Below are 17,984 nucleotides of genomic sequence, written 5' to 3'. Positions count from 1 at the left end.
AATTAAATAAAATAGATTTTTATTTATTCTTTCTTCATTTCTTCTATAATTCTCTTAGCTATGCTTTCTCCATCTAAGCCATAGTATTTTAAAAGCTCATCTGCCTTTCCACTTCTTCCAAATACATCATTGATTCCAATTCTTAAGAGTTTTTTATTTAAGCCATTTGAGGCAATAACCTCAGCAACAGCTCCTCCTAAACCGCCAATAATGCTATGGTCTTCAACAGTAACAACAAAGTCCTTTGATTTTTTAATTATTTCTTCATCTATTGGTTTTATTGTAGCCATCTCTACAATTTCAGCTGATATTCCATTTTCTTTTAATACTTCTGCAGCTCTTAAAGCCTCTGGCACTTCCTCTCCAGTTGCTATAATAGTTAAATCCTCTCCATCAACTAAAACCTTTCCTTTTCCTATTTCAAATGTTGCCTCTTCCTCACTCTCATAAATTATCTCAGTATCTCTTCTTGGCATTCTTACATAAACAGGGCCTTTATACTCTGCTATAGTTCTAATAACATTTTTTGTATGATAGTAATCAGTTGGGGCAATAACAACCATGTTTGGGATTGCCCTCATTATAGCTATGTCCTCACACATTTGGTGGGAAGCTCCATCCTCTCCAACGGTAATTCCAGCATGTGTTGCAACAATCTTCACATTTAACTTTGGATATGCCACTAAGTTCCTTATTATCTCCCATGCTCTTCCAGAGGCAAACATTGCGAATGATGAAGCAAAGACAATTTTGTTAGTTGTTGCTAATCCTGCAGCCATTCCAATCATGTTCTGCTCTGCAACTCCAGCATTGAAAAATCTATCTGGGAATTCTTTAGCAAACATGGCTGTTTGTGTAGAACCAGACAAATCAGCATCCAAAACTACCAAATTCTCATATTTTTTACCTAACTCTATTAATGTCTCCCCATAACCCTTCCTCATTCCTTTATAAACTCCACTCAACTTAACCATGATTCTTCACCTAATTACTTTTCATTTAAAGCTTTTAATGCTGAATTTTTTAACTTTTCAACAGCTGTTTTAACATCTCCTTTCCCAAATATTGCAGATGCAGCAATTAAAACATCCGCCCCAGCTTTCACTGCCAAAGGAGCTGTTTCAACATTTATTCCACCATCAACAAAGATTTTTGTATCATAACCGTTCTCAACAATCATATTTTTTAATTTTTCAATCTTCTTTGTCATAATTGGAATAAACTTCTGCCCTGAGAAGCCAGGTTCAACAGTCATTATTAAGACGGCATGAACTTCTCCTAAAATATACTCTATCCTATCCAAAGGTGTTGCTGGATTTAAAGCTACTATAGGCTCAGCCCCAATACTTTTAATCCTATTTATTGTTCTAAATGGGAATTTCACAGCCTCTATGTGGAAGGTTATATAATCCATATTTTCAAACTCATTAATAAATAAATCAACGTTTTCAACCATTAAATGCACATCAACAGGTAGTTTTGTTATTTCTTTAACATATTTCGCTATTCCAATTCCCATACTTATGTTAGGGACAAAATGCCCATCCATCATATCAACATGGAAGAAATCAACTCCTGCTTCCTCAGCTTTTCTGATTTCCTCCTTTAAATGTCCAAAATCAGCTGATAGTATTGAAGCTCCAATTTTAATCATCTAAATCACCAAAAAATAAAATTTTATTCACTTAACTCCTCCAATGCCTGCTTTAGTTGCTCTTCATTTGGTGCTTTTCCATGGAAAGCTACATTATTTTCCATAAATGAGACTCCTTTACCTTTAACTGTATAAGCAATAATCATCTTCGGCTTTCCATTCTTTAGAGTTTTGGCTTTTTCTACTGTATTTATAATTTCTTCAAAGTTATGTCCATCTATTTCAAAAACATCCCATCCAAATGCCTCAAATTTAGCTTTTAAATCTCCTAAGCTCATAACATCCTCTGTACATCCATCTATCTGCAATTTATTTCTATCAACAAAGGCAATTAAGTTATCTAATTTATAGTGAGCTGCTGCCATTGCAGCTTCCCAAACTATCCCTTCTTGGCACTCTCCATCTCCTAATAAGACATAAACATAGTTATTTAATTTATCTAACTTACATCCTAAAGCCATCCCTACACTTGCTGAAAATCCTTGCCCTAATGAACCTGTACAAATCTCAACTCCTGGTGTATCCATTGATGGGTGTCCTTGCAATTTTCCTTCCAATCTTCTCAATTTCCACAACTCTTCCTCTTCTATTATCCCTAACTCAGCCAAAACAGCATATAAAGCAGGAGCTGCATGTCCCTTACTTAAAACAAACCTATCTCTATCTTTTTTATATGGATTTTTTGGGTCGTAGTTCATTAGTTTAAAGTATAAAGCCACTATAATATCAGTTGCTGATAACGAACCTCCAGGATGTCCTGACTTTGCTAAACCAACCATTTTAACTATTTTATACCTAACTCTCTTAGCTATTTTTTCTAAATCCCTAATTTCCATGTTTTCACCATTTAATATTCCCCATGTTAAAAACTATTTTAACTAAAATTAATTAAAAAATAAGGTAAAAAATAACCAAAAAATCTCACAATAACTTAAGCTAAAATTGTAACTACCCATATTTATATTTTATTTATATCAATTTTTGTTATTCAAAAAATAAAAAATATTATCCCTTAATAACCCCTAATGGTCTCATTCTTGCTACTTTTAGGGATATTCCAGCTTTATGGCACGTATCAGCAACTAAATCAACACTCTTATATGCCTCTGGGGCTTCCTCTGCCATTACTGCCTTTGAATCACTCATTGCAATGATTCCCATCTCTGCCAATCTTTTTTGTATCTCTTTACCCTTCCATAGCTTTAAAGCTTTAGCTCTACTTAGCTTTCTACCAGCTCCATGAGCTGTTGAACCAAACGTTTCTCTCATAGCAATCTCCGTCCCTTTCATTAAATAGGAAGCTGTTCCCATATCTCCTGGAATAATAACTGGTTGTCCAACACTCCAATATTCTTTTGGAATTGCCTCATGTTTTGGTGGAAATGCTCTTGTAGCTCCTTTTCTATGCACTATAACTTTTACCTTTCTTCCATCTATTATGTGTTCTTCTTTCTTAGCAATGTTGTGGGCTACATCATAAACTATTCCCATTTCTAAATCTTCAGCATGTATTTTAAATACTTCCTCAAAGCTCTCCCTAACCCAGTGTGTAATCATCTGTCTATTTGCCCATGCATAGTTTGCTCCACAACACATTGCCTTAAAGTAACTCTGCCCCTCTTCCGATTCAAATGGAGCACATGCCAACTGCCTATCTGGAAGTTTTATTCCATAATTCTTAGCTGCTTTCTCCATAGTTCTTAAATAGTCAGTGCAGATTTGATGCCCTAAACCTCTTGAACCTGTGTGAACCATAACAACTACTTGATTCTCTTCAATTCCAAATACTTCAGCAGCTTCCTCATCAAATACCTTTTCAACATACTGAACTTCTAAGAAGTGGTTTCCACTTCCTAAACTTCCTAATTGAACTCTTCCTCTCTCTTTTGCCTTATCTGAAACATAGGAAGCATCTGCATCTTTTAAACAGCCATGTTCTTCAATAAACTCCAAATCTTCCTTCCATCCATAGCCCTCTTTAACAGCCCATCTAACTCCTTCCTCTAAAACATCATCCATAACACTTTTGCTGAACTTTAAAATTCCTTTACTTCCTAAACCAGATGGAACATTTTTGAATAAAGTTTTTACAAGCTCTTTTATTTTTGGTTCTACTTCATCTTTTGTTAAATTTGTTCTTATAAGCCTAACTCCGCAATTATGAACAACTATATTATTTGCTATAAAGTTGTGTTCTTTACTTACTATTCCAACATCATACAATTTTGAATCATAGGAGATTTCTTCAATCTCCTCTATCTTATCTATTACAAATCCTCCTCTAACCTCGTATTCTTTAATGAACTCTTCAAACTTTGGGAATTTTGTTGAAACTCTTACATCATCCTCATTTAGCTTTCCATATATTGCTCTTTCAATTAACCTCCTGTTTATAAACTCATTTCTAAATTTGTCTATTTCCAAAATTTCTGAAATAGATAATCCTTTTTCATATAACTCTTTTGCTTTTTCAATACATTTCCTTCTTATCTCTTTTATAGCATCTTTTCTCTTTAAGTATTCATAAGCTAACAATCCAATAACTTTTTTCTCCTCTGAATATTCGTAGTTTATTTTTCCTAAGAAGTTCTTTATGCTCTCTTCTCCAACAATTGCTAATCTATATGAAACTCTACCATCTAAGGCTTTTATCTCATAAATCATACTCTCAATTCCGAACTCGGCTAATAATAGCCTAATATCATTTAAAAACTCTAAAATATTTGTTTTTAGCTCTTCACTCTTTGACATTGTTAAGTTTATTGGCAATGGTGTGTAATTTTTAAACACAACTTTGCTTCCATCAGCTCCAAACAATCCAGCTAAGAAATTCCTCTTTACCCATTTTGGTGCTTTTTTTATCCATACTGGGATTTTGTACGATTGCTCTGTCTTCTTACCAATTGGCATTCCTAATTTATGCATAAACAATGCAAATGCCTTTGAAGTTATTTTTATAAAGTTGTCTTCACATAGACTTATGTATTCATCTCCATAGGCATTTTTTATTTCAACCTCTCTCTTTCTTGAATATATTTTTGAAGCCTTTATTCCTAATTTCTCTAAATCTTCCTTAATTTTTAATAATGTCTCTTTCCTTCCATAAAATGCAACGTACAATCTCTCTCTATCTCCATTTTCTTTAATTATGCTTCCATCTCCATAGGCAAATCCTAACAACCTTGCGATAATCCCAATATTTTTGTTGTTCATTTTAAATGGTAATAATCCTTTATCTTTTAGGTATTTAATAATCTGTTTATCATACTCTGCAAAATCACTCTCGTCCAATATTATCTCATCTGATGGCTCTTCATATTCAACCCCTTCATAAGGATAAACTACTATTTCATCCCCTACTTTTAACATACCCATTGGAACATAACCATTTGGTGTTAAAACTGGATGGTCTTTACTTCCTTCTAAAACTCTCCCAAATTCTGTCTTTATCCTTATTATTTTTTCTTTTGCATCTCTTTCAGAGACAAATAATATGTTTGAATCCTTTTCTTTCCCTTCTTCTGTATTATAAATCTTAACATGTAAATCCAATTTTTCTTTTAGTTTTTCTAATTTTATAAAGTATCCATCCTCTGTCAATATTTTTGAGTTTGGTGTAAGGCAGTTGATATCAAAACCGACTCCTCCAGGGCTTATAACTCCCTCTCTTTGGTCAAAAGCCGCTACTCCGCCAATCGCGAACCCGTAACCATAGTGGACATCTGGCATGGCTATAGAATACTTATAAATCCCAGGTAAGCATGCAACATTCGCTATTTGCTCTAAAACCTCTGGTTCTAACTCATCTAATAAAATTTCATTTAAATATATCCTTCCAGGGACTCTCATACAATCTTTGTAATCCTTAGGTAATTCCCAAACTACATCAGAAACTCTCTTTAAAATATCCTTCATGATGCATCACCATGTTTCATTTTTACTAATAAGCATATCTTTTCTTTATGGTATTTATTATCATGGCTGTTTTGTTGGCAATATTTCATATTTGGAATAGTCATTAAATTCTCTGTTCATAATTTAAATTCAAAGTGTTTTAAAATTCTCAAAACTAAATTTAGCTTTATCTAAGAATTATTCATAATATAAGACCTTTATAAATTTTTTGCTTAATTATTTGTCTAAAAACTCCTTAATTCTCTCTAAACCCTCTTTAATGTTTTCGTAAGAATTAGCGTAGCTAATCCTTATGTGGTTTTTCCCTTTACTACCAAAACCTATCCCAGGAGTTAGAGCAACATACTTCTCTTTCAATAATTCATAAGCAAACTCCCTCCCATCTTTCCCAATATTTGGAAACACATAGTAAGCTCCAATTGGATTATTAACCTCCCATCCAAAATCTTTAACATATTTTAAAACTAATTTCCTCCTTCTATCAAATTCTTTTATCATGCTGTTTATCTCTTTTTCAGTTTCTTTTTCAAAGGCTTTTAATGCGGCATATTGAGATACAGTTGGAGCAGAAATAAATATATTCTGCTGTAGTTTTAATATAGCATCTATTATTTCATCGTTAGAGATAACATAACCAATCCTCCATCCAGTCATCGCATAGAGCTTAGAGAATCCATTAACTAATATGGTCTTTTCCAAATTTTCATCAAACTCAATTGCTGAATAACATCTTCCTTCATAAACTAATCCATTGTAGATTTCATCAGAGATGATATAAGGGATGTTTTCATAGGCAAATTCGTAAATCTCCTTATCTACAACCTCTCCTAATGGATTTGAAGGAGAATTTATAATTATTGCCTTAGTTTTGTCTGTCAAATGCTTCTCTAAGCTTTCAACAGTAAAATCACAAAACACTGGCTTAGCTCCTAAGAACCTAATAAAGTTTTTATAGCATGGATAGCATGGATTTTGAATTAAAACCTCATCTCCCTCATCTATTATTGAGGATAAGGCAAAAAACAATCCTAAAGAGCTACCTCCAGTAATGATTATATTATCTGGATTTATATCTGCTTTGTAGTTATCTTTATATAGCTCACTAATCTTTTCTCTTAACTCTAAAATCCCTCTACTGTCAGTATAATGAGTATTACCTTCCTTTAAAGCTTTAATTCCTTCATCAACAATTGGCTTTGGTGTATCAAAATCCGGCTCTCCAATCTCTAAGTGTATAACCTTCTTCCCCTTACTTTCAAATTTTTGGGCTAATGCTAAAATATCCATAACTTCAAATGATTCAAAATTTAAAAGTCTTTTTGATAACATTTTATTTCACCTAAATAAATCCTTTAAGAATTTTCGTGTCTCTTCATCTTCACAAAATACATAAGTCCCTTTAATCCCCCTTGTTAAAAATATTCTATACCTATTTACCAACAACTTCATAGCCGTTTAAAACTGTTCAATTATTCATAGACAAATGTAGCCATTTGTGTGTTTTTATTTCCGAAATATTTATATACTGCTTTATATACATTTTAAATCGTAGGATTCTGCCTCCGATGAGGGTGATACTGGAGACCTAAGGGGGCAGAGGTTTTTAAATTTAAACCTATGGGAGGAGTTGGGGTCCCCTCGACAGGGGAAGAGACCGACGACATGCTCCCAATGAACCCAGAGGGAGATGAGGTTGATGACACCCAAGCTCAACATAGATGATTGTCTATAATTGTCTATGTTGGGCAGACCCCTATTGCACTCACCATAAATCCAGAATGGAACATAATCATTTTTTGGATGCATAAGCCAATATATCCTTTTATTAAAGTTTTTATACAAATCAAAGCCAGAGTAGAGAGGATACCCAATTCTCAAATTCTTTATTGAGTATGGATTGTTAAAGTCTCCGGGAGATTCTGTGAATGCTGCAATCAAAGCTTTTTTATTTTTCTCCTTCAGTAGTTCTAAAAGTTCCTCAATGCTATCAACAACCCTAAAATCATAGTCTTTGAAGTTAGGCTCAGTATTTGGATTTTTTAAGAATTCTTCTGCCCAATTTGCGTAACTTTCTGGAATTCTATGAATGCTATTTAAGGTTCTAAGCTTATATTCAACATTGCTATCTTCTAACACCTTAATAAAGTTTTCCGTAGTTCCTTCTTCTTCAGCATTTAGTATTTGCCCCTCATCATAGAAGAAAACCACAACTCTACCCCTTTTAATTGCAGCCTTTATATTATTTAAGCTCATTCTCTGGGCTTCATCGTATATAACTAAGTCAAAATATCCTTTAAATTTATCTTCAGCAACTCCAAACCCTCTTCCAGTGGAATAAAATTTAATAACTGATGATAAACCGGGTTTTATTGAATTAAATATCTCCCTTAATGAGTTTATTAACCTATTGTTTCTGTAGCACAGTACAGTTTTATAATTATTTTTTAAGGCGTTAAGCAGTAAATGAATAGCTACCAATGTCTTTCCACTCCCAGGTTTTCCATTAACCAAATAAACAATTTTTCTTTTAGATTCTAAATCATCTAAAATTTCATATAAAAGCTTTATCTGGCTTTCAGATAGACCAAATCCATCTTCAGCTAAAACCTTGTGGCTTTTTGAGGATATTTCATTATAATATCTTTTTATAGCCTCAAATAAATTTTTATTTTGTGAGTAAGTGGCATTTAAGAATCTGTTTATCTCATTCTCATCTAATTTTCCTGTAAAGAGTTGTTTTAAATATCTTTTGAGTTTTTCATCGTCCTCTTTAAAAAATACTGGAATGTTAAATCCTTCTATTGAGTTTGAATTATACATAACTACAATTCCATTAAAATCAAACGACTCAGCCTCTGAAAAAGAATATCTCATCTTTCCCAAATAATTTAGAAGTTGATACTCTGAATGAATGGCCTTTCCCAAATCACTCTCAACAAATATGTCATTGATAAGCTTAAAATTTCTCCAGCCTTTCATCTCTATAAGTAGAGCTAACGTCTTATTGTTAGACTTTCCTAAGATAATGGCATCTACTCTCTCATTGGTTAGTGGAATGTTGTATTCTAAAATTATAAACAATTCTTTTAATCTTTCATCATCCAATATCTTTTTTAGATAACTTATTGATGATTTCCAGGCATTTAGTTGTTTTATATTGTTAGAATATTTGGCTATCTCCTTATAAACATCTTCATTTAAAAATTTTTCAACAGTTGAAGCCCAGTAGTATTTCATAACTCTCCCCTAATTTGTAGTAAAATTGACTAAATAAAAATTTATAATAACAGCTTTACTTACATTAATTTTATCTGCTTATATAGGTGAAATATTATGATTATTGCTGTTAGTGGAAAAGGTGGAGTCGGGAAGACAGCATTTACAACCTTATTAATTAAAGCATTATCCAAAAAAACAAACAGCATCTTAGTTGTTGACGCTGACCCAGACTCAAATTTGCCTGAGACATTAGGTGTTGAAGTTAAAAAAACAGTAGGAGATATTAGAGAGGAGTTAAAAAAGTTAGTTGAGAAGGATGAAATTCCAGCAGGAATGACAAAATTAGATTATTTAAGAAGTAAGATTTTTGAGATTTTGGTTGAAACAAAATATTATGATTTATTGGTTATGGGAAGACCAGAGGGCAGTGGTTGTTACTGCAGTGTAAATAATTGGCTTAGGCAGATTATTGATAACTTAGCTAAGGATTATGAGTTTGTTGTTATAGATACTGAAGCAGGTTTAGAGCATTTAAGTAGAAGAACAACTCAAAATGTAGATGTGATGATTGTTATAACTGATGCTTCAAAAAGAGGCTTAGGAACTGCAAAGAGGATTAAAAAGTTAGCTCAAGAGTTAGAGGTTAAGTTTAAAGACATCTACGTTGTTGCAAATAAGGTTAAGCCAGAGTATGAGGAGTTAATTGAAAGCTATGCAGAAGAGCTTGGCTTAAATTTGATTGGGAAATTGCCTTATAACAAAGAGATAGCTGAGTATGACTTAAAAGGCATTCCTTTATGGAATCTACCAGAGGATAATGAGGTTTATAAAAAAGTTGAAGAGATTGCTGAAAGAATAATTAAATAACAAAAAATAAAATTTATTCAATCATCGAATTGGCTATTTTTATAAGCTCATCTTTATCTAATTTACCCATTACTATTACCTTTATACCATTATATTGGAAGATTAGCATCTTCATATCTCCGCTATCTGAAATTAGTGCTTTAACTCCATTTTTTAATGTTATTGCATTGCTATCATTTTCAGGAATCATTAATGGCTTGTTATCTTTACTTTCAGCAATTGCAAGCTCTCCATTATCTCCATAGGATAAAATTACCGCTTCTGATTCTTCATTATTAGCATTTTGCTTTGTAGCCATGGCATTTTGTAATTCAAGCCCAGCAGTGTATTTTGGGACTAAAATTTTAAAGCTAACATCTTTTTGAACTTCATCTATATTTTTTGACATTGCCATTTTTCCAGAACTCATCAATTTAGCCCCTTCTGGAGGAACAAACTTAAATTTATCGTCTGGAATATCAACATTAAATTTGACGTCCTTATACTCTATAGTCATACCATCCATTTCTATCTTCAAAGGTTGCCAGTATTCTTCATCAACATACATCTTCATCTTTTCCTCAGGATTTTCTTTTGAAATTAGCTCTAAAACATAGCATTTTCTTCCATCATAATTTTCTTCTCCAAGGTATGAGACATTGAATTTTTCAAGCATTGATTTTATCAACTTTCCATAATCTGGATTAAATAGATTATTTTCCTCTCCTTTAATCTCCACCATTGTGTATTGGTTTTTCTTTTTATCATAGACATAGTAGGTTTTTCCATCACAGACAATTAAAACATCATCATTTTCCATATAAAATTTATTTGGCTTTTCAAAAGCATATTTGTATTGCATCGTCTTTGTCTGCCCCATCATGTTCATTGTGATTAAAACATCTGCCTCCATTGACTTCATTGATTCATATTTTTCTTGCATTTTCTTTGCTATTTCTTCAGCATCCATTTGCTGTGTGCATCCAGCAAAGAAAATACCAACTATTAAAAATAAGGACAGTATTAGGTATTTATAGTTCATAATTCCCCTCCCAATTTAGTAATGTAAAGTAAAAGCCCAAATTGGGACAGAATTTGTTATTATTCTATTTGTATTTAAATGTTTCTAAAATTTCAAAGATGTGAAAAAATGAATGTTGAGATAATAGTTGAATTCATAAAAAACTTTGCAGAAGAAAATAACTGCAAGAAAATAGCTGAGGTTGGAATTGGATTTAAATTTGATATAGCCAAGGAGTTAAGCAAATACTTTGATTTGATTGTAGTTGATATTAATGAAAAAGCAGTTGAAAAAGCTAAATTGTTTGGATTAAATGCCTATAAGGATGATTTATTTAATCCAAATACAAAGTTATATAAAAATATTGATTTAATATATTCCATCAGACCTCCAAGGGATTTACAGCTATTTATTTTAGATTTATCAAAAGAGATTAATGCTAATTTAATTATAAGACCTCTTTTAAATGAGATGCCAATAAAAGAGCTAAAATTGAAAAATTATAAAGGGGAAGTGTTTTATATAAAAGAAAAATAGTTATTTAAGCTTTCAATTTCTTCCTTCGAAACTTTTAGTAAAAGTTAGATGAAAACCTAAACGGTTTTCATTGCCCGAAGCTAACGCTTCGGTTTCATCAAAACCGATACATTAAGTTAGGGCTTTCAGCCCTAATTAATGCCTCTTATTTAAATTTAAGCTTTCAATTTCTTCCTTCTCCAGTATCTCATTTTTGGATGGAATCTAACTCTCCCTCTTGTTTTAACAATAACAAACAATGGGACTCTTCTGTTCTGCTTTAATGCTTTAGCCAATCTCAACTTCTTTCCTAATGGCTTGTTGCTTCCCATCATCTCACCTAAATTTCCTTTTTTAGTCCAACTACCCTCGTTTGTTTATGTTCAGGGAAGTATTTCTCTGGATTTTTCCCTCTCTCCTTCAATATGTGTCTAATCTCTGCCTCGTAGTCAGAGCTAAGCCTAACACCACTCTTTATCTCTTCTATTATAAAAAACTCACTTGCCAAATGCCTTAAAGTTTTATATCCAAAACCCATCAAAGGAGTTATATATTGGATGTTTTTCCTCATCTCTAAGCTTTGAATCTCTGAATAGCTGAGCTTTGGGACTTTATCATCTCTCCTCGTCCCATCTGCTAAAATACTGTATTCATCGGCCAAAATCTCTAAGACGGTTTTATGCACATACTGTATGGCTGGAGAGGGATATTTATGCTCAATAACCATATCAGCAGCTTTTTCAACAATTTTTCTGTCGAGGGTTATAACTTTATGCTTAAATCCTAGAATCTTAGCTGTCTCTTGAGCTAACTCATAAGAGGGAATGACTCCAAAATTTATGGTTATTAAATGAGGGCTATAGCCAAGCTTTTTTAATATCGCTGCTGAGAGGGAGCTATCTTTCCCTCCACTGAATAGGACATAAACATCCATAGAATTCACTTTCTAATGATTTTAATATCTCTCTTTTTCTTTGTTAATGCACTTAATCTTTCAAGTAAAGCTTTAAAGTCCTCATCTTTTAATGGAATTGGCAATCTTCCAAGCTGAGCTAACTGAATTAATTGAACTTCAATAGCTTCGGCAAATTCGGGTCTTGCTAATCTTATTCTTTCTAATCTCTCCCTTGCTTCGGGAGTTAATATTTTTCTTAATAATGCTCTTTTTTGCATTTCAGCTTCTAATAATGCCTCTTCTTGCTGTTGCTGTTCAGCAAGCTTTTTTTGTAATTCAAGAAGCTTTCTTCTTTTAATTTCTTCAACATCCATTTAGCATCCCCTTAGTATTTAGCAAGAGCAGGGATTTCATTAATTATTTCATCCCTAACTTCTTTAGCTATGTTATCTAAGAAACTTCTTCCTTTTGGAGTAACAACTCTCCCCTCAGGTGTCTTTTCAACTAAACCTAATTTTTCTAATTCTTGTAAAGCTTTTCTAATGATGTTTCCACTACCTTTGTAGAAGTGTTCTGGAGCGTGACCTCTGTTCTTTCTTCCTCCATATGCAGTTCTCAATCTTGAAACACCTACTGGACCGTAAATGTAGATTTTTCTTAAAATTGATGCACATCTTATATACCACCAGTCATCTTGGTCTGGTCTTCTCTCTCTGCTAACTCCTGTCTTAACAAAATCTACCCATGGAGGAACTCCTATATTCATCTCTTTTAATTTTTCAGCTGTCTTCTGAATTAACTTATCAGCTGGAACATCATATACAGTTACCATCTTTGCACCTCTCTCAATTATTTTTTATTTTAATTAGTCTAATTTTAATTTTTTATTTATTTTTGTGTTTATATACACTAAGTTTTTATGGAAATAACCATCGTATTAAAAGGCTAAATTCTATAAAACAAGCTTAGTATTAATTTGATTAAGTAATATATATATCTTACTTTAGGATGAAATCTAACTCTCAAAAAAGAGCATAATAATAAAACTTACAAACATAAAAATATGGAGCCGGGGGTGGGATTTGAACCCACGTAAGGCGGATCTGCAGTCCGCTGCCTAGCCCCTAGACTACCCCGGCTCTTGCATACATAAACTATAAAGAAGTAGTATATAAATTTTATGGTTTTAACTTTTATAGTATTTGTTCCACAATATTCTTAAACATTCAATAACCATCCTCCTAGCAATCTCATCTAATGTATATGGTGTTATTGGCTCAAAATCTCTAATAAATTTCTCAGTTCCTACAACTATATGCCCTTCTTCATCCAAATTTAAAAATTTAGCTGGACCTTTTGCATATTTGGCATCACAAACCTTTATCTTTTCTTCTATACCAAAAACCCCATTAGTTCCGATTGTTTTAATACCTCTTTCTTTGCAGTAGTTTATGATTGCCTTTGTTGTTGGGATTGTATCTCCGCCAGCTATGCATATAATTGCCACATCCCCTCTAATTAAATGAAGATTGTCTTTAGTTACATTTTCTCTAAACGCCTCAACTCTATTTCCAAAAAATCTCTTTATAAAATCTACTTTGTATTCCCCAACCTTTCCTCCTAATCTTCTATGAACTATATCATTTTCTTCTATCTTAGCATTATCAAAAACATAAACTTTCTCTACCCCACCTCTATGCACTTCTAATAAATCAAAAGCTACCCTAACCCCCAATCTTCCGCATCCAATTATTGAAACTTCCCCTTTGGGCTTTAATTTTCTTTCCATCTCTTCAACATTCATAAATATCCCATCCAAACAGAACTTTTCTATAAGGAAAGTATTTATTTATGAAATTTTTAATGTTGTGTTATATATTAAAAAGTTATGGAGGGATTATTTTGATTTACACTGCATTTACACCTTATGGAGCTTTTGGAGTTAAAGATAATAAAGAAGTTAATGGCTTAGAGGATATAGAATATAAAAAACTATTTAACGAGGATGAAATCCCAGATATAATGTTTAAATTAAAAACTCAGCCAAATAAAATAGCAGAAGAGCTAAAAGAAGAATGGGGAGATGAAGTTAAATTAGAAACCCTTAACCTTGAGCCATTCAATATAGGGGAGTTTTTAAGAAACAACCTATTTGAAGTTGGAAGGGAATTGGGATACTTCAACAACTATGATGAATTTAGAAAGAAGATGCACTATTGGGGAACTGAATTAACAAAAAAAGTTATAAAGAGTTATGCTCAACAAAAGGACAAAATCATTATCCAAGTTGCAGAGGCGATATCTGATTTAGATAAAGTATTAAATTTGCTTTCTGAAAGATTGAGAGAGTGGTATTCCCTCTATTTCCCAGAGTTAGACCACTTAGTTAATAAACATGAAGTTTATGCCAACTTAGTAACAAATTTAAAAAAGAGAGAAAACTTTACCAAGAGTCAGTTAAAAAAGATACTTCCATCAAAATTGGCTGGGAAAATCTCTGAGGAGGCAAAAAATTCTATGGGAGGAGAGTTGGAGGATTATGATTTGAACGCTATTGTTAAATTTGCTGAGGAAATAAATCACCTATATGAAAAGAGGAAAGAGCTATATGACTATTTAGAAAAATTAATGAATGAAGAAGCCCCAAATATTACAAAGCTCGCTGGTGTTTCCTTAGGAGCGAGATTAATAGGTTTAGCTGGAGGGTTGGAAAAATTATCTAAGATGCCAGCTTCAACAATACAAGTTTTAGGGGCTGAGAAAGCTCTATTCGCCCATTTAAGAAAAGGAGCTGAACCGCCAAAACATGGTATAATCTATAATCATCCTTTGATTCAAGGTTCTCCACACTGGCAAAGAGGGAAGATAGCAAGGGCATTAGCATGCAAATTGGCTATAGCTGCAAGAGCTGATTATATGGGAGATTACATAGCAGATGAACTTTTAGAAAAGTTAAATAAGAGAGTTGAAGAGATTAAAAGGAAGTATCCAAAACCTAAAAAGAAAAAGAAGAAAGAGAAACCTAAAGCAAAGAAAAAAGAAAAGAAAGGAAAAAAAGAAAAACCTAAGAAAAAGAAAGATAAGAAAAAAGACAAAAAAGGCAAAATGGAAAGAAAAGTTATAGGAAAAACAAAGAGTAGAAAATAGTCACTTTTTACCCTTTTTATTTTTTTCACGATAATGAACATACAAAACATACAACAATGCATCTACAACCACTATGGTAGTTGATATAATCCAGATTTTATCCATAATTCCCCTATTTTTGTGTTAGATACTTTTTTATTATGTTCTCAAGTTCTTTGTCATACTTCAAATAAACATCTCTTATAAATATTAATCTAACTATTAATGGAAATTTGCTAATTAATCTTATATAGCCATTTTCTATTTTATAACCTTTAAACTCATCCCATTTATAAAATGAAAATCCATATTCAATCCCATTCTCATAAATATTAATTTTAGCATTAATTAAAGAGTTAAAAATATTAAAAAGTGCAACTTCTTCAAATGCTATAATCTCCATGATAAAATTTTGAATAAATAAAAAGCTTTTTCCAAATTTAAATTTCCATAAGTTCATTTTTAAGGTTTTTAATAATTTCCCTTTATTAGTGGATAAAAATTTTATAAAATCCCAAAATCCAAAGATAATTAGTCCAATAAGATAGATTAAGGTTAATATTAAAATACACATCCAGAAATCCATAATTTTACTCTCCTCTAAATTTTTCTATTTGAGATTTAATGATGTTTTCAATCTCATCTTCATATTTTAAATAAATTCTTCGTGAAAAGATTTTTCCTTTTCCAATAAGCTTAATAAATCCATTTTCATGTTTTGCTTCTTTGATGTTATCCCAACCAATAAATTTATTTTGATAATAAATACCATTATCACAAATAAAAACATCTATCTCCCTATTAATTGAACTCCAGATAACAATTATCGACAGAACAATAAAAATCTCTGCAATTATTGAAGATATTGAAGTTGAACTACCATAAACTACATACAATAAAATATCAAATGCCACTAAACCAATAACCATCAATCCAAGGAATATGGGCATTGCCTTCTTATCAAATTCTCCTTTCTTCCCATATAACAAATTAATATAATGCATTTTAATCTTCTTTAAAACTCTGGTTTTAATCTTTGGTTGCATTTTTGCTATTTTATAGAAGATAAAGCTATTAATTAGTAAAGCAATTGCAAAAGGTAGGTTGGAATTCACAATATCCCCCTATATTTGATTTATGTGGGCTTTAGTAGATTTGCAAGCTTTTCGTCATATTTTAAATAATATAATCCATTCTTCCATCTAATAAACATAATTAATCAAAAAATTCTTATAATTTGTTTGAGTAGATAAAATTTTTGGGTGGGGTTGATGGACAAGTTAGACCTCTTAGTCGATATCTTAGAAACATATTTTCAAAAATGGGAACTTCAGCAGTTTTTAGAAGAGGCGGGGCTTAAAAAATCTGGAAATAAAAAAGAGCTGGCAGAGAGAATAATAAAAGAATCTGATTATGATTTTACCTATTTGTTATCAAGATTAACAAAAGATGAGTTATTTGATATTGTTGAAACCTACTTTGAGATAAAACTTCCTAAATCAACTACCAAACAAGAATTATTAGATATAATTTTTGAAAACATTGATATGGATGAGATTGAAGAAACTGAAACCCCATTAAACGAAGAGATTAAAAAATCAGAGAAAGAAGATGAAGAGTTGTTATTAAGAGTGTATAAACTTCTAAAGGATGGATTTAAGCCATATAGAATAGAAAATGAAGCTGACTTAGAAAATCAGTTGGTTGTTTATCTCCGTAGTAGTTTATCAAGTGAAATTGTCACTCCACAGAAAGCTGGAGCAAGTAGGGGAAATATCCATATTCCAGACATTGTCATCAAAAATATTGCAGTAGAGATTAAACACTTCTCCAAGGAAAGAAAGAGAAGGGACGAATGGGATAAAGCAATAGGACAAGTTATTAGATACAGAGTAGATGGAAAATATAGTGGGGTTATATTATTTTTGGTTGATGATGCTGGGATTGTTCCAGATTATTATAAGGAGTATGAAGATGTTATTCCATGGTTAAAGATAATAATTAAGAAATAATGCCTATTTTGTTCTGATAGCATTATTTATATATTCAGCACCATTATCTATTTTTTGGTGATAGAAATGGAAGACATTAAAATTAAAGAGATTTTTGAAAACATCTATGAAGTTGATTTAGGAGATGAATTAAAAAGAATAGCAACAAAATCTATTGTTAAGGGAAAGAAAGTATACGATGAGAGAATAATTAAAATTGGAGAGGATGAGTATAGAATCTGGAATCCAAATAAAAGCAAATTGGCAGCAGCAATAATTAAAGGTTTAAAAGTTATGCCAATAAAGAGAGATTCAAAGATTTTATACTTAGGGGCTTCAGCTGGAACTACCCCATCTCACGTAGCAGATATTGCAGATAAGGGCATTGTATATGCTGTAGAGTATGCACCAAGAATTATGAGAGAGCTTTTAGATGCATGTGCTGAAAGAGAGAACTTAATCCCAATTTTGGGAGATGCAAATAAGCCCCAAGAGTATGCAAACATTGTTGAAAAAGTAGATGTTATCTATGAAGATGTTGCCCAACCAAATCAAGCAGAGATTTTAATTAAAAATGCTAAATGGTTTTTAAAGAAAGGCGGTTATGGAATGATAGCAATAAAGGCAAGGAGTATTGATGTTACAAAAGACCCAAAAGAGGTTTTTAAAGAGCAGAAAGAGATTTTAGAGGCAGGAGGTTTTAAGATAGTTGATGAAGTAGATATTGAGCCGTTTGAAAAAGACCATATCATGTTTGTTGGTATCTGGAAAGGATAAAAATCTAATTAAATTGCTTTTTAT

20 protein-coding genes and 1 tRNA gene are annotated in these 17,984 nt (G+C 32.0%); 5 read left to right on the top strand and 16 right to left on the bottom strand.

Going from position 1 to position 17,984, the window contains the following annotated elements:
* Window positions 1-23 precede the first annotated feature (23 nt).
* The 7 genes from MFS40622_RS07560 to MFS40622_RS07535 all read right to left on the bottom strand — a co-directional run bounded on the left by MFS40622_RS07560 (window position 24) and on the right by MFS40622_RS07535 (window position 8,806).
* Window positions 24-974: a transketolase family protein gene (locus MFS40622_RS07560; protein WP_012981079.1), complete on the bottom strand. Its 951-nt coding sequence runs from the start codon at window positions 972-974 to the stop codon at window positions 24-26.
* 14 nt (window positions 975-988) lie between these two features.
* Window positions 989-1,654 carry a ribulose-phosphate 3-epimerase gene (rpe, locus tag MFS40622_RS07555; protein WP_012981078.1) on the bottom strand — a complete coding sequence of 222 codons (666 nt, stop codon included), beginning with the start codon at window positions 1,652-1,654 and terminating at the stop codon, window positions 989-991.
* 23 nt (window positions 1,655-1,677) lie between these two features.
* A complete protein-coding gene (locus MFS40622_RS07550) occupies window positions 1,678-2,490 on the bottom strand; it encodes a transketolase (RefSeq protein WP_012981077.1) in 813 nt (270 codons plus the stop codon).
* Between the two features lie 169 nt (window positions 2,491-2,659).
* Entirely contained in the window at window positions 2,660-5,569 is a 2,910-nt protein-coding gene (locus tag MFS40622_RS07545; RefSeq protein ID WP_012981076.1) for an intein-containing RctB family protein, read from the bottom strand.
* A 216-nt stretch (window positions 5,570-5,785) separates the two neighbouring features.
* A complete protein-coding gene (locus MFS40622_RS07540) occupies window positions 5,786-6,898 on the bottom strand; it encodes a pyridoxal phosphate-dependent aminotransferase (RefSeq protein ID WP_012981075.1) in 1,113 nt (370 codons plus the stop codon).
* Between the two features lie 6 nt (window positions 6,899-6,904).
* Entirely contained in the window at window positions 6,905-7,018 is a 114-nt protein-coding gene (locus tag MFS40622_RS09820; protein WP_156770007.1) for a DNA/RNA helicase domain-containing protein, read from the bottom strand.
* 81 nt (window positions 7,019-7,099) lie between these two features.
* Window positions 7,100-8,806 (bottom strand): DNA/RNA helicase domain-containing protein, encoded by a 1,707-nt coding sequence (locus MFS40622_RS07535; RefSeq protein ID WP_012981074.1) that lies wholly within the window; start codon window positions 8,804-8,806, stop codon window positions 7,100-7,102.
* Between the two features lie 96 nt (window positions 8,807-8,902).
* On the opposite strand from MFS40622_RS07535, the gene MFS40622_RS07530 reads away from it, so the two are divergent.
* Window positions 8,903-9,655 carry an AAA family ATPase gene (locus MFS40622_RS07530; protein ID WP_012981073.1) on the top strand — a complete coding sequence of 251 codons (753 nt, stop codon included), beginning with the start codon at window positions 8,903-8,905 and terminating at the stop codon, window positions 9,653-9,655.
* Window positions 9,656-9,668: 13 nt separating this feature from the next.
* On the opposite strand, the gene MFS40622_RS07525 is transcribed toward MFS40622_RS07530, so the two are convergent.
* Window positions 9,669-10,676 carry an outer membrane lipoprotein-sorting protein gene (locus MFS40622_RS07525; protein ID WP_012981072.1) on the bottom strand — a complete coding sequence of 336 codons (1,008 nt, stop codon included), beginning with the start codon at window positions 10,674-10,676 and terminating at the stop codon, window positions 9,669-9,671.
* 108 nt (window positions 10,677-10,784) lie between these two features.
* On the opposite strand from MFS40622_RS07525, the gene MFS40622_RS07520 reads away from it, so the two are divergent.
* A complete protein-coding gene (locus tag MFS40622_RS07520) occupies window positions 10,785-11,192 on the top strand; it encodes a UPF0146 family protein (RefSeq protein WP_012981071.1) in 408 nt (135 codons plus the stop codon).
* A gap of 155 nt (window positions 11,193-11,347) precedes the next feature.
* Here the strand turns inward: MFS40622_RS07520 and MFS40622_RS07515 are convergent, their stop codons facing one another.
* The 6 genes from MFS40622_RS07515 to MFS40622_RS07490 all read right to left on the bottom strand — a co-directional run bounded on the left by MFS40622_RS07515 (window position 11,348) and on the right by MFS40622_RS07490 (window position 13,870).
* Window positions 11,348-11,503 carry a 50S ribosomal protein L39e gene (locus MFS40622_RS07515; protein WP_012981070.1) on the bottom strand — a complete coding sequence of 52 codons (156 nt, stop codon included), beginning with the start codon at window positions 11,501-11,503 and terminating at the stop codon, window positions 11,348-11,350.
* Window positions 11,504-11,511: 8 nt separating this feature from the next.
* The gene (locus MFS40622_RS07510) at window positions 11,512-12,105 is read right to left on the bottom strand and encodes a 7-cyano-7-deazaguanine synthase (protein ID WP_012981069.1); all 594 of its coding nucleotides are present in this window, start codon (window positions 12,103-12,105) and stop codon (window positions 11,512-11,514) included.
* Window positions 12,106-12,110: 5 nt separating this feature from the next.
* Window positions 12,111-12,440 carry a DNA-binding protein gene (locus MFS40622_RS07505; protein ID WP_012981068.1) on the bottom strand — a complete coding sequence of 110 codons (330 nt, stop codon included), beginning with the start codon at window positions 12,438-12,440 and terminating at the stop codon, window positions 12,111-12,113.
* 11 nt (window positions 12,441-12,451) lie between these two features.
* Window positions 12,452-12,898, bottom strand: a complete 447-nt coding sequence (locus MFS40622_RS07500; protein ID WP_012981067.1) for a 30S ribosomal protein S19e — start codon at window positions 12,896-12,898, stop codon at window positions 12,452-12,454.
* 232 nt (window positions 12,899-13,130) lie between these two features.
* Window positions 13,131-13,205: transfer RNA gene (locus MFS40622_RS07495), tRNA-Cys, on the bottom strand.
* Between the two features lie 47 nt (window positions 13,206-13,252).
* Window positions 13,253-13,870, bottom strand: coding sequence for a ThiF family adenylyltransferase (locus tag MFS40622_RS07490; protein ID WP_012981066.1), 618 nt, complete (start codon window positions 13,868-13,870; stop codon window positions 13,253-13,255).
* Window positions 13,871-13,968: 98 nt separating this feature from the next.
* Here MFS40622_RS07490 and MFS40622_RS07485 point away from each other — a divergent pair, with 98 nt between their 5' ends.
* Entirely contained in the window at window positions 13,969-15,213 is a 1,245-nt protein-coding gene (locus MFS40622_RS07485) for a hypothetical protein (protein ID WP_048197512.1), read from the top strand.
* Window positions 15,214-15,325: 112 nt separating this feature from the next.
* Here the strand turns inward: MFS40622_RS07485 and MFS40622_RS07480 are convergent, their stop codons facing one another.
* Complete coding sequence (locus tag MFS40622_RS07480; protein ID WP_012981063.1) at window positions 15,326-15,778, bottom strand: hypothetical protein; 453 nt, start codon at window positions 15,776-15,778, stop codon at window positions 15,326-15,328.
* A 4-nt stretch (window positions 15,779-15,782) separates the two neighbouring features.
* Window positions 15,783-16,307 carry a DUF986 family protein gene (locus tag MFS40622_RS07475; RefSeq protein WP_012981062.1) on the bottom strand — a complete coding sequence of 175 codons (525 nt, stop codon included), beginning with the start codon at window positions 16,305-16,307 and terminating at the stop codon, window positions 15,783-15,785.
* A 156-nt stretch (window positions 16,308-16,463) separates the two neighbouring features.
* Between MFS40622_RS07475 and MFS40622_RS07470 the strand changes: the two genes are divergently transcribed.
* Window positions 16,464-17,204 (top strand): hypothetical protein, encoded by a 741-nt coding sequence (locus tag MFS40622_RS07470; protein WP_012981061.1) that lies wholly within the window; start codon window positions 16,464-16,466, stop codon window positions 17,202-17,204.
* 66 nt (window positions 17,205-17,270) lie between these two features.
* Window positions 17,271-17,960 (top strand): fibrillarin-like rRNA/tRNA 2'-O-methyltransferase, encoded by a 690-nt coding sequence (locus tag MFS40622_RS07465; RefSeq protein WP_012981060.1) that lies wholly within the window; start codon window positions 17,271-17,273, stop codon window positions 17,958-17,960.
* Window positions 17,961-17,984 lie beyond the last annotated feature (24 nt).

It is taken from the genome of Methanocaldococcus sp. FS406-22, assembly GCF_000025525.1.
GTDB lineage: Archaea > AGJL01 > Methanococci > Methanococcales > Methanocaldococcaceae > Methanocaldococcus.
This window is presented reverse-complemented; position numbering and strand designations above follow the sequence as displayed.

What these genes read in the sequence shown, in the direction of transcription:
- MFS40622_RS07535 (WP_012981074.1), bottom strand. Translation starts at nt 8,806, where the DNA reads ATGAAATACTACTGGGCTTCAACTGTTGAAAAATTTTTAAATGAAGAT.
- MFS40622_RS07525 (WP_012981072.1), bottom strand. Translation starts at nt 10,676, where the DNA reads ATGAACTATAAATACCTAATACTGTCCTTATTTTTAATAGTTGGTATT.
- MFS40622_RS07550 (WP_012981077.1), bottom strand. Translation starts at nt 2,490, where the DNA reads ATGGAAATTAGGGATTTAGAAAAAATAGCTAAGAGAGTTAGGTATAAA.
- rpe (WP_012981078.1), bottom strand. Translation starts at nt 1,654, where the DNA reads ATGATTAAAATTGGAGCTTCAATACTATCAGCTGATTTTGGACATTTA.
- MFS40622_RS07470 (WP_012981061.1), top strand. Translation starts at nt 16,464, where the DNA reads ATGGACAAGTTAGACCTCTTAGTCGATATCTTAGAAACATATTTTCAA.
- MFS40622_RS07520 (WP_012981071.1), top strand. Translation starts at nt 10,785, where the DNA reads ATGAATGTTGAGATAATAGTTGAATTCATAAAAAACTTTGCAGAAGAA.
- MFS40622_RS07490 (WP_012981066.1), bottom strand. Translation starts at nt 13,870, where the DNA reads ATGAATGTTGAAGAGATGGAAAGAAAATTAAAGCCCAAAGGGGAAGTT.
- MFS40622_RS07530 (WP_012981073.1), top strand. Translation starts at nt 8,903, where the DNA reads ATGATTATTGCTGTTAGTGGAAAAGGTGGAGTCGGGAAGACAGCATTT.
- MFS40622_RS07465 (WP_012981060.1), top strand. Translation starts at nt 17,271, where the DNA reads ATGGAAGACATTAAAATTAAAGAGATTTTTGAAAACATCTATGAAGTT.
- MFS40622_RS07505 (WP_012981068.1), bottom strand. Translation starts at nt 12,440, where the DNA reads ATGGATGTTGAAGAAATTAAAAGAAGAAAGCTTCTTGAATTACAAAAA.
- MFS40622_RS07515 (WP_012981070.1), bottom strand. Translation starts at nt 11,503, where the DNA reads ATGGGAAGCAACAAGCCATTAGGAAAGAAGTTGAGATTGGCTAAAGCA.
- MFS40622_RS07540 (WP_012981075.1), bottom strand. Translation starts at nt 6,898, where the DNA reads ATGTTATCAAAAAGACTTTTAAATTTTGAATCATTTGAAGTTATGGAT.
- MFS40622_RS07560 (WP_012981079.1), bottom strand. Translation starts at nt 974, where the DNA reads ATGGTTAAGTTGAGTGGAGTTTATAAAGGAATGAGGAAGGGTTATGGG.
- MFS40622_RS09820 (WP_156770007.1), bottom strand. Translation starts at nt 7,018, where the DNA reads ATGAAGTTGTTGGTAAATAGGTATAGAATATTTTTAACAAGGGGGATT.
- MFS40622_RS07500 (WP_012981067.1), bottom strand. Translation starts at nt 12,898, where the DNA reads ATGGTAACTGTATATGATGTTCCAGCTGATAAGTTAATTCAGAAGACA.
- MFS40622_RS07510 (WP_012981069.1), bottom strand. Translation starts at nt 12,105, where the DNA reads ATGGATGTTTATGTCCTATTCAGTGGAGGGAAAGATAGCTCCCTCTCA.
- MFS40622_RS07545 (WP_012981076.1), bottom strand. Translation starts at nt 5,569, where the DNA reads ATGAAGGATATTTTAAAGAGAGTTTCTGATGTAGTTTGGGAATTACCT.
- MFS40622_RS07480 (WP_012981063.1), bottom strand. Translation starts at nt 15,778, where the DNA reads ATGGATTTCTGGATGTGTATTTTAATATTAACCTTAATCTATCTTATT.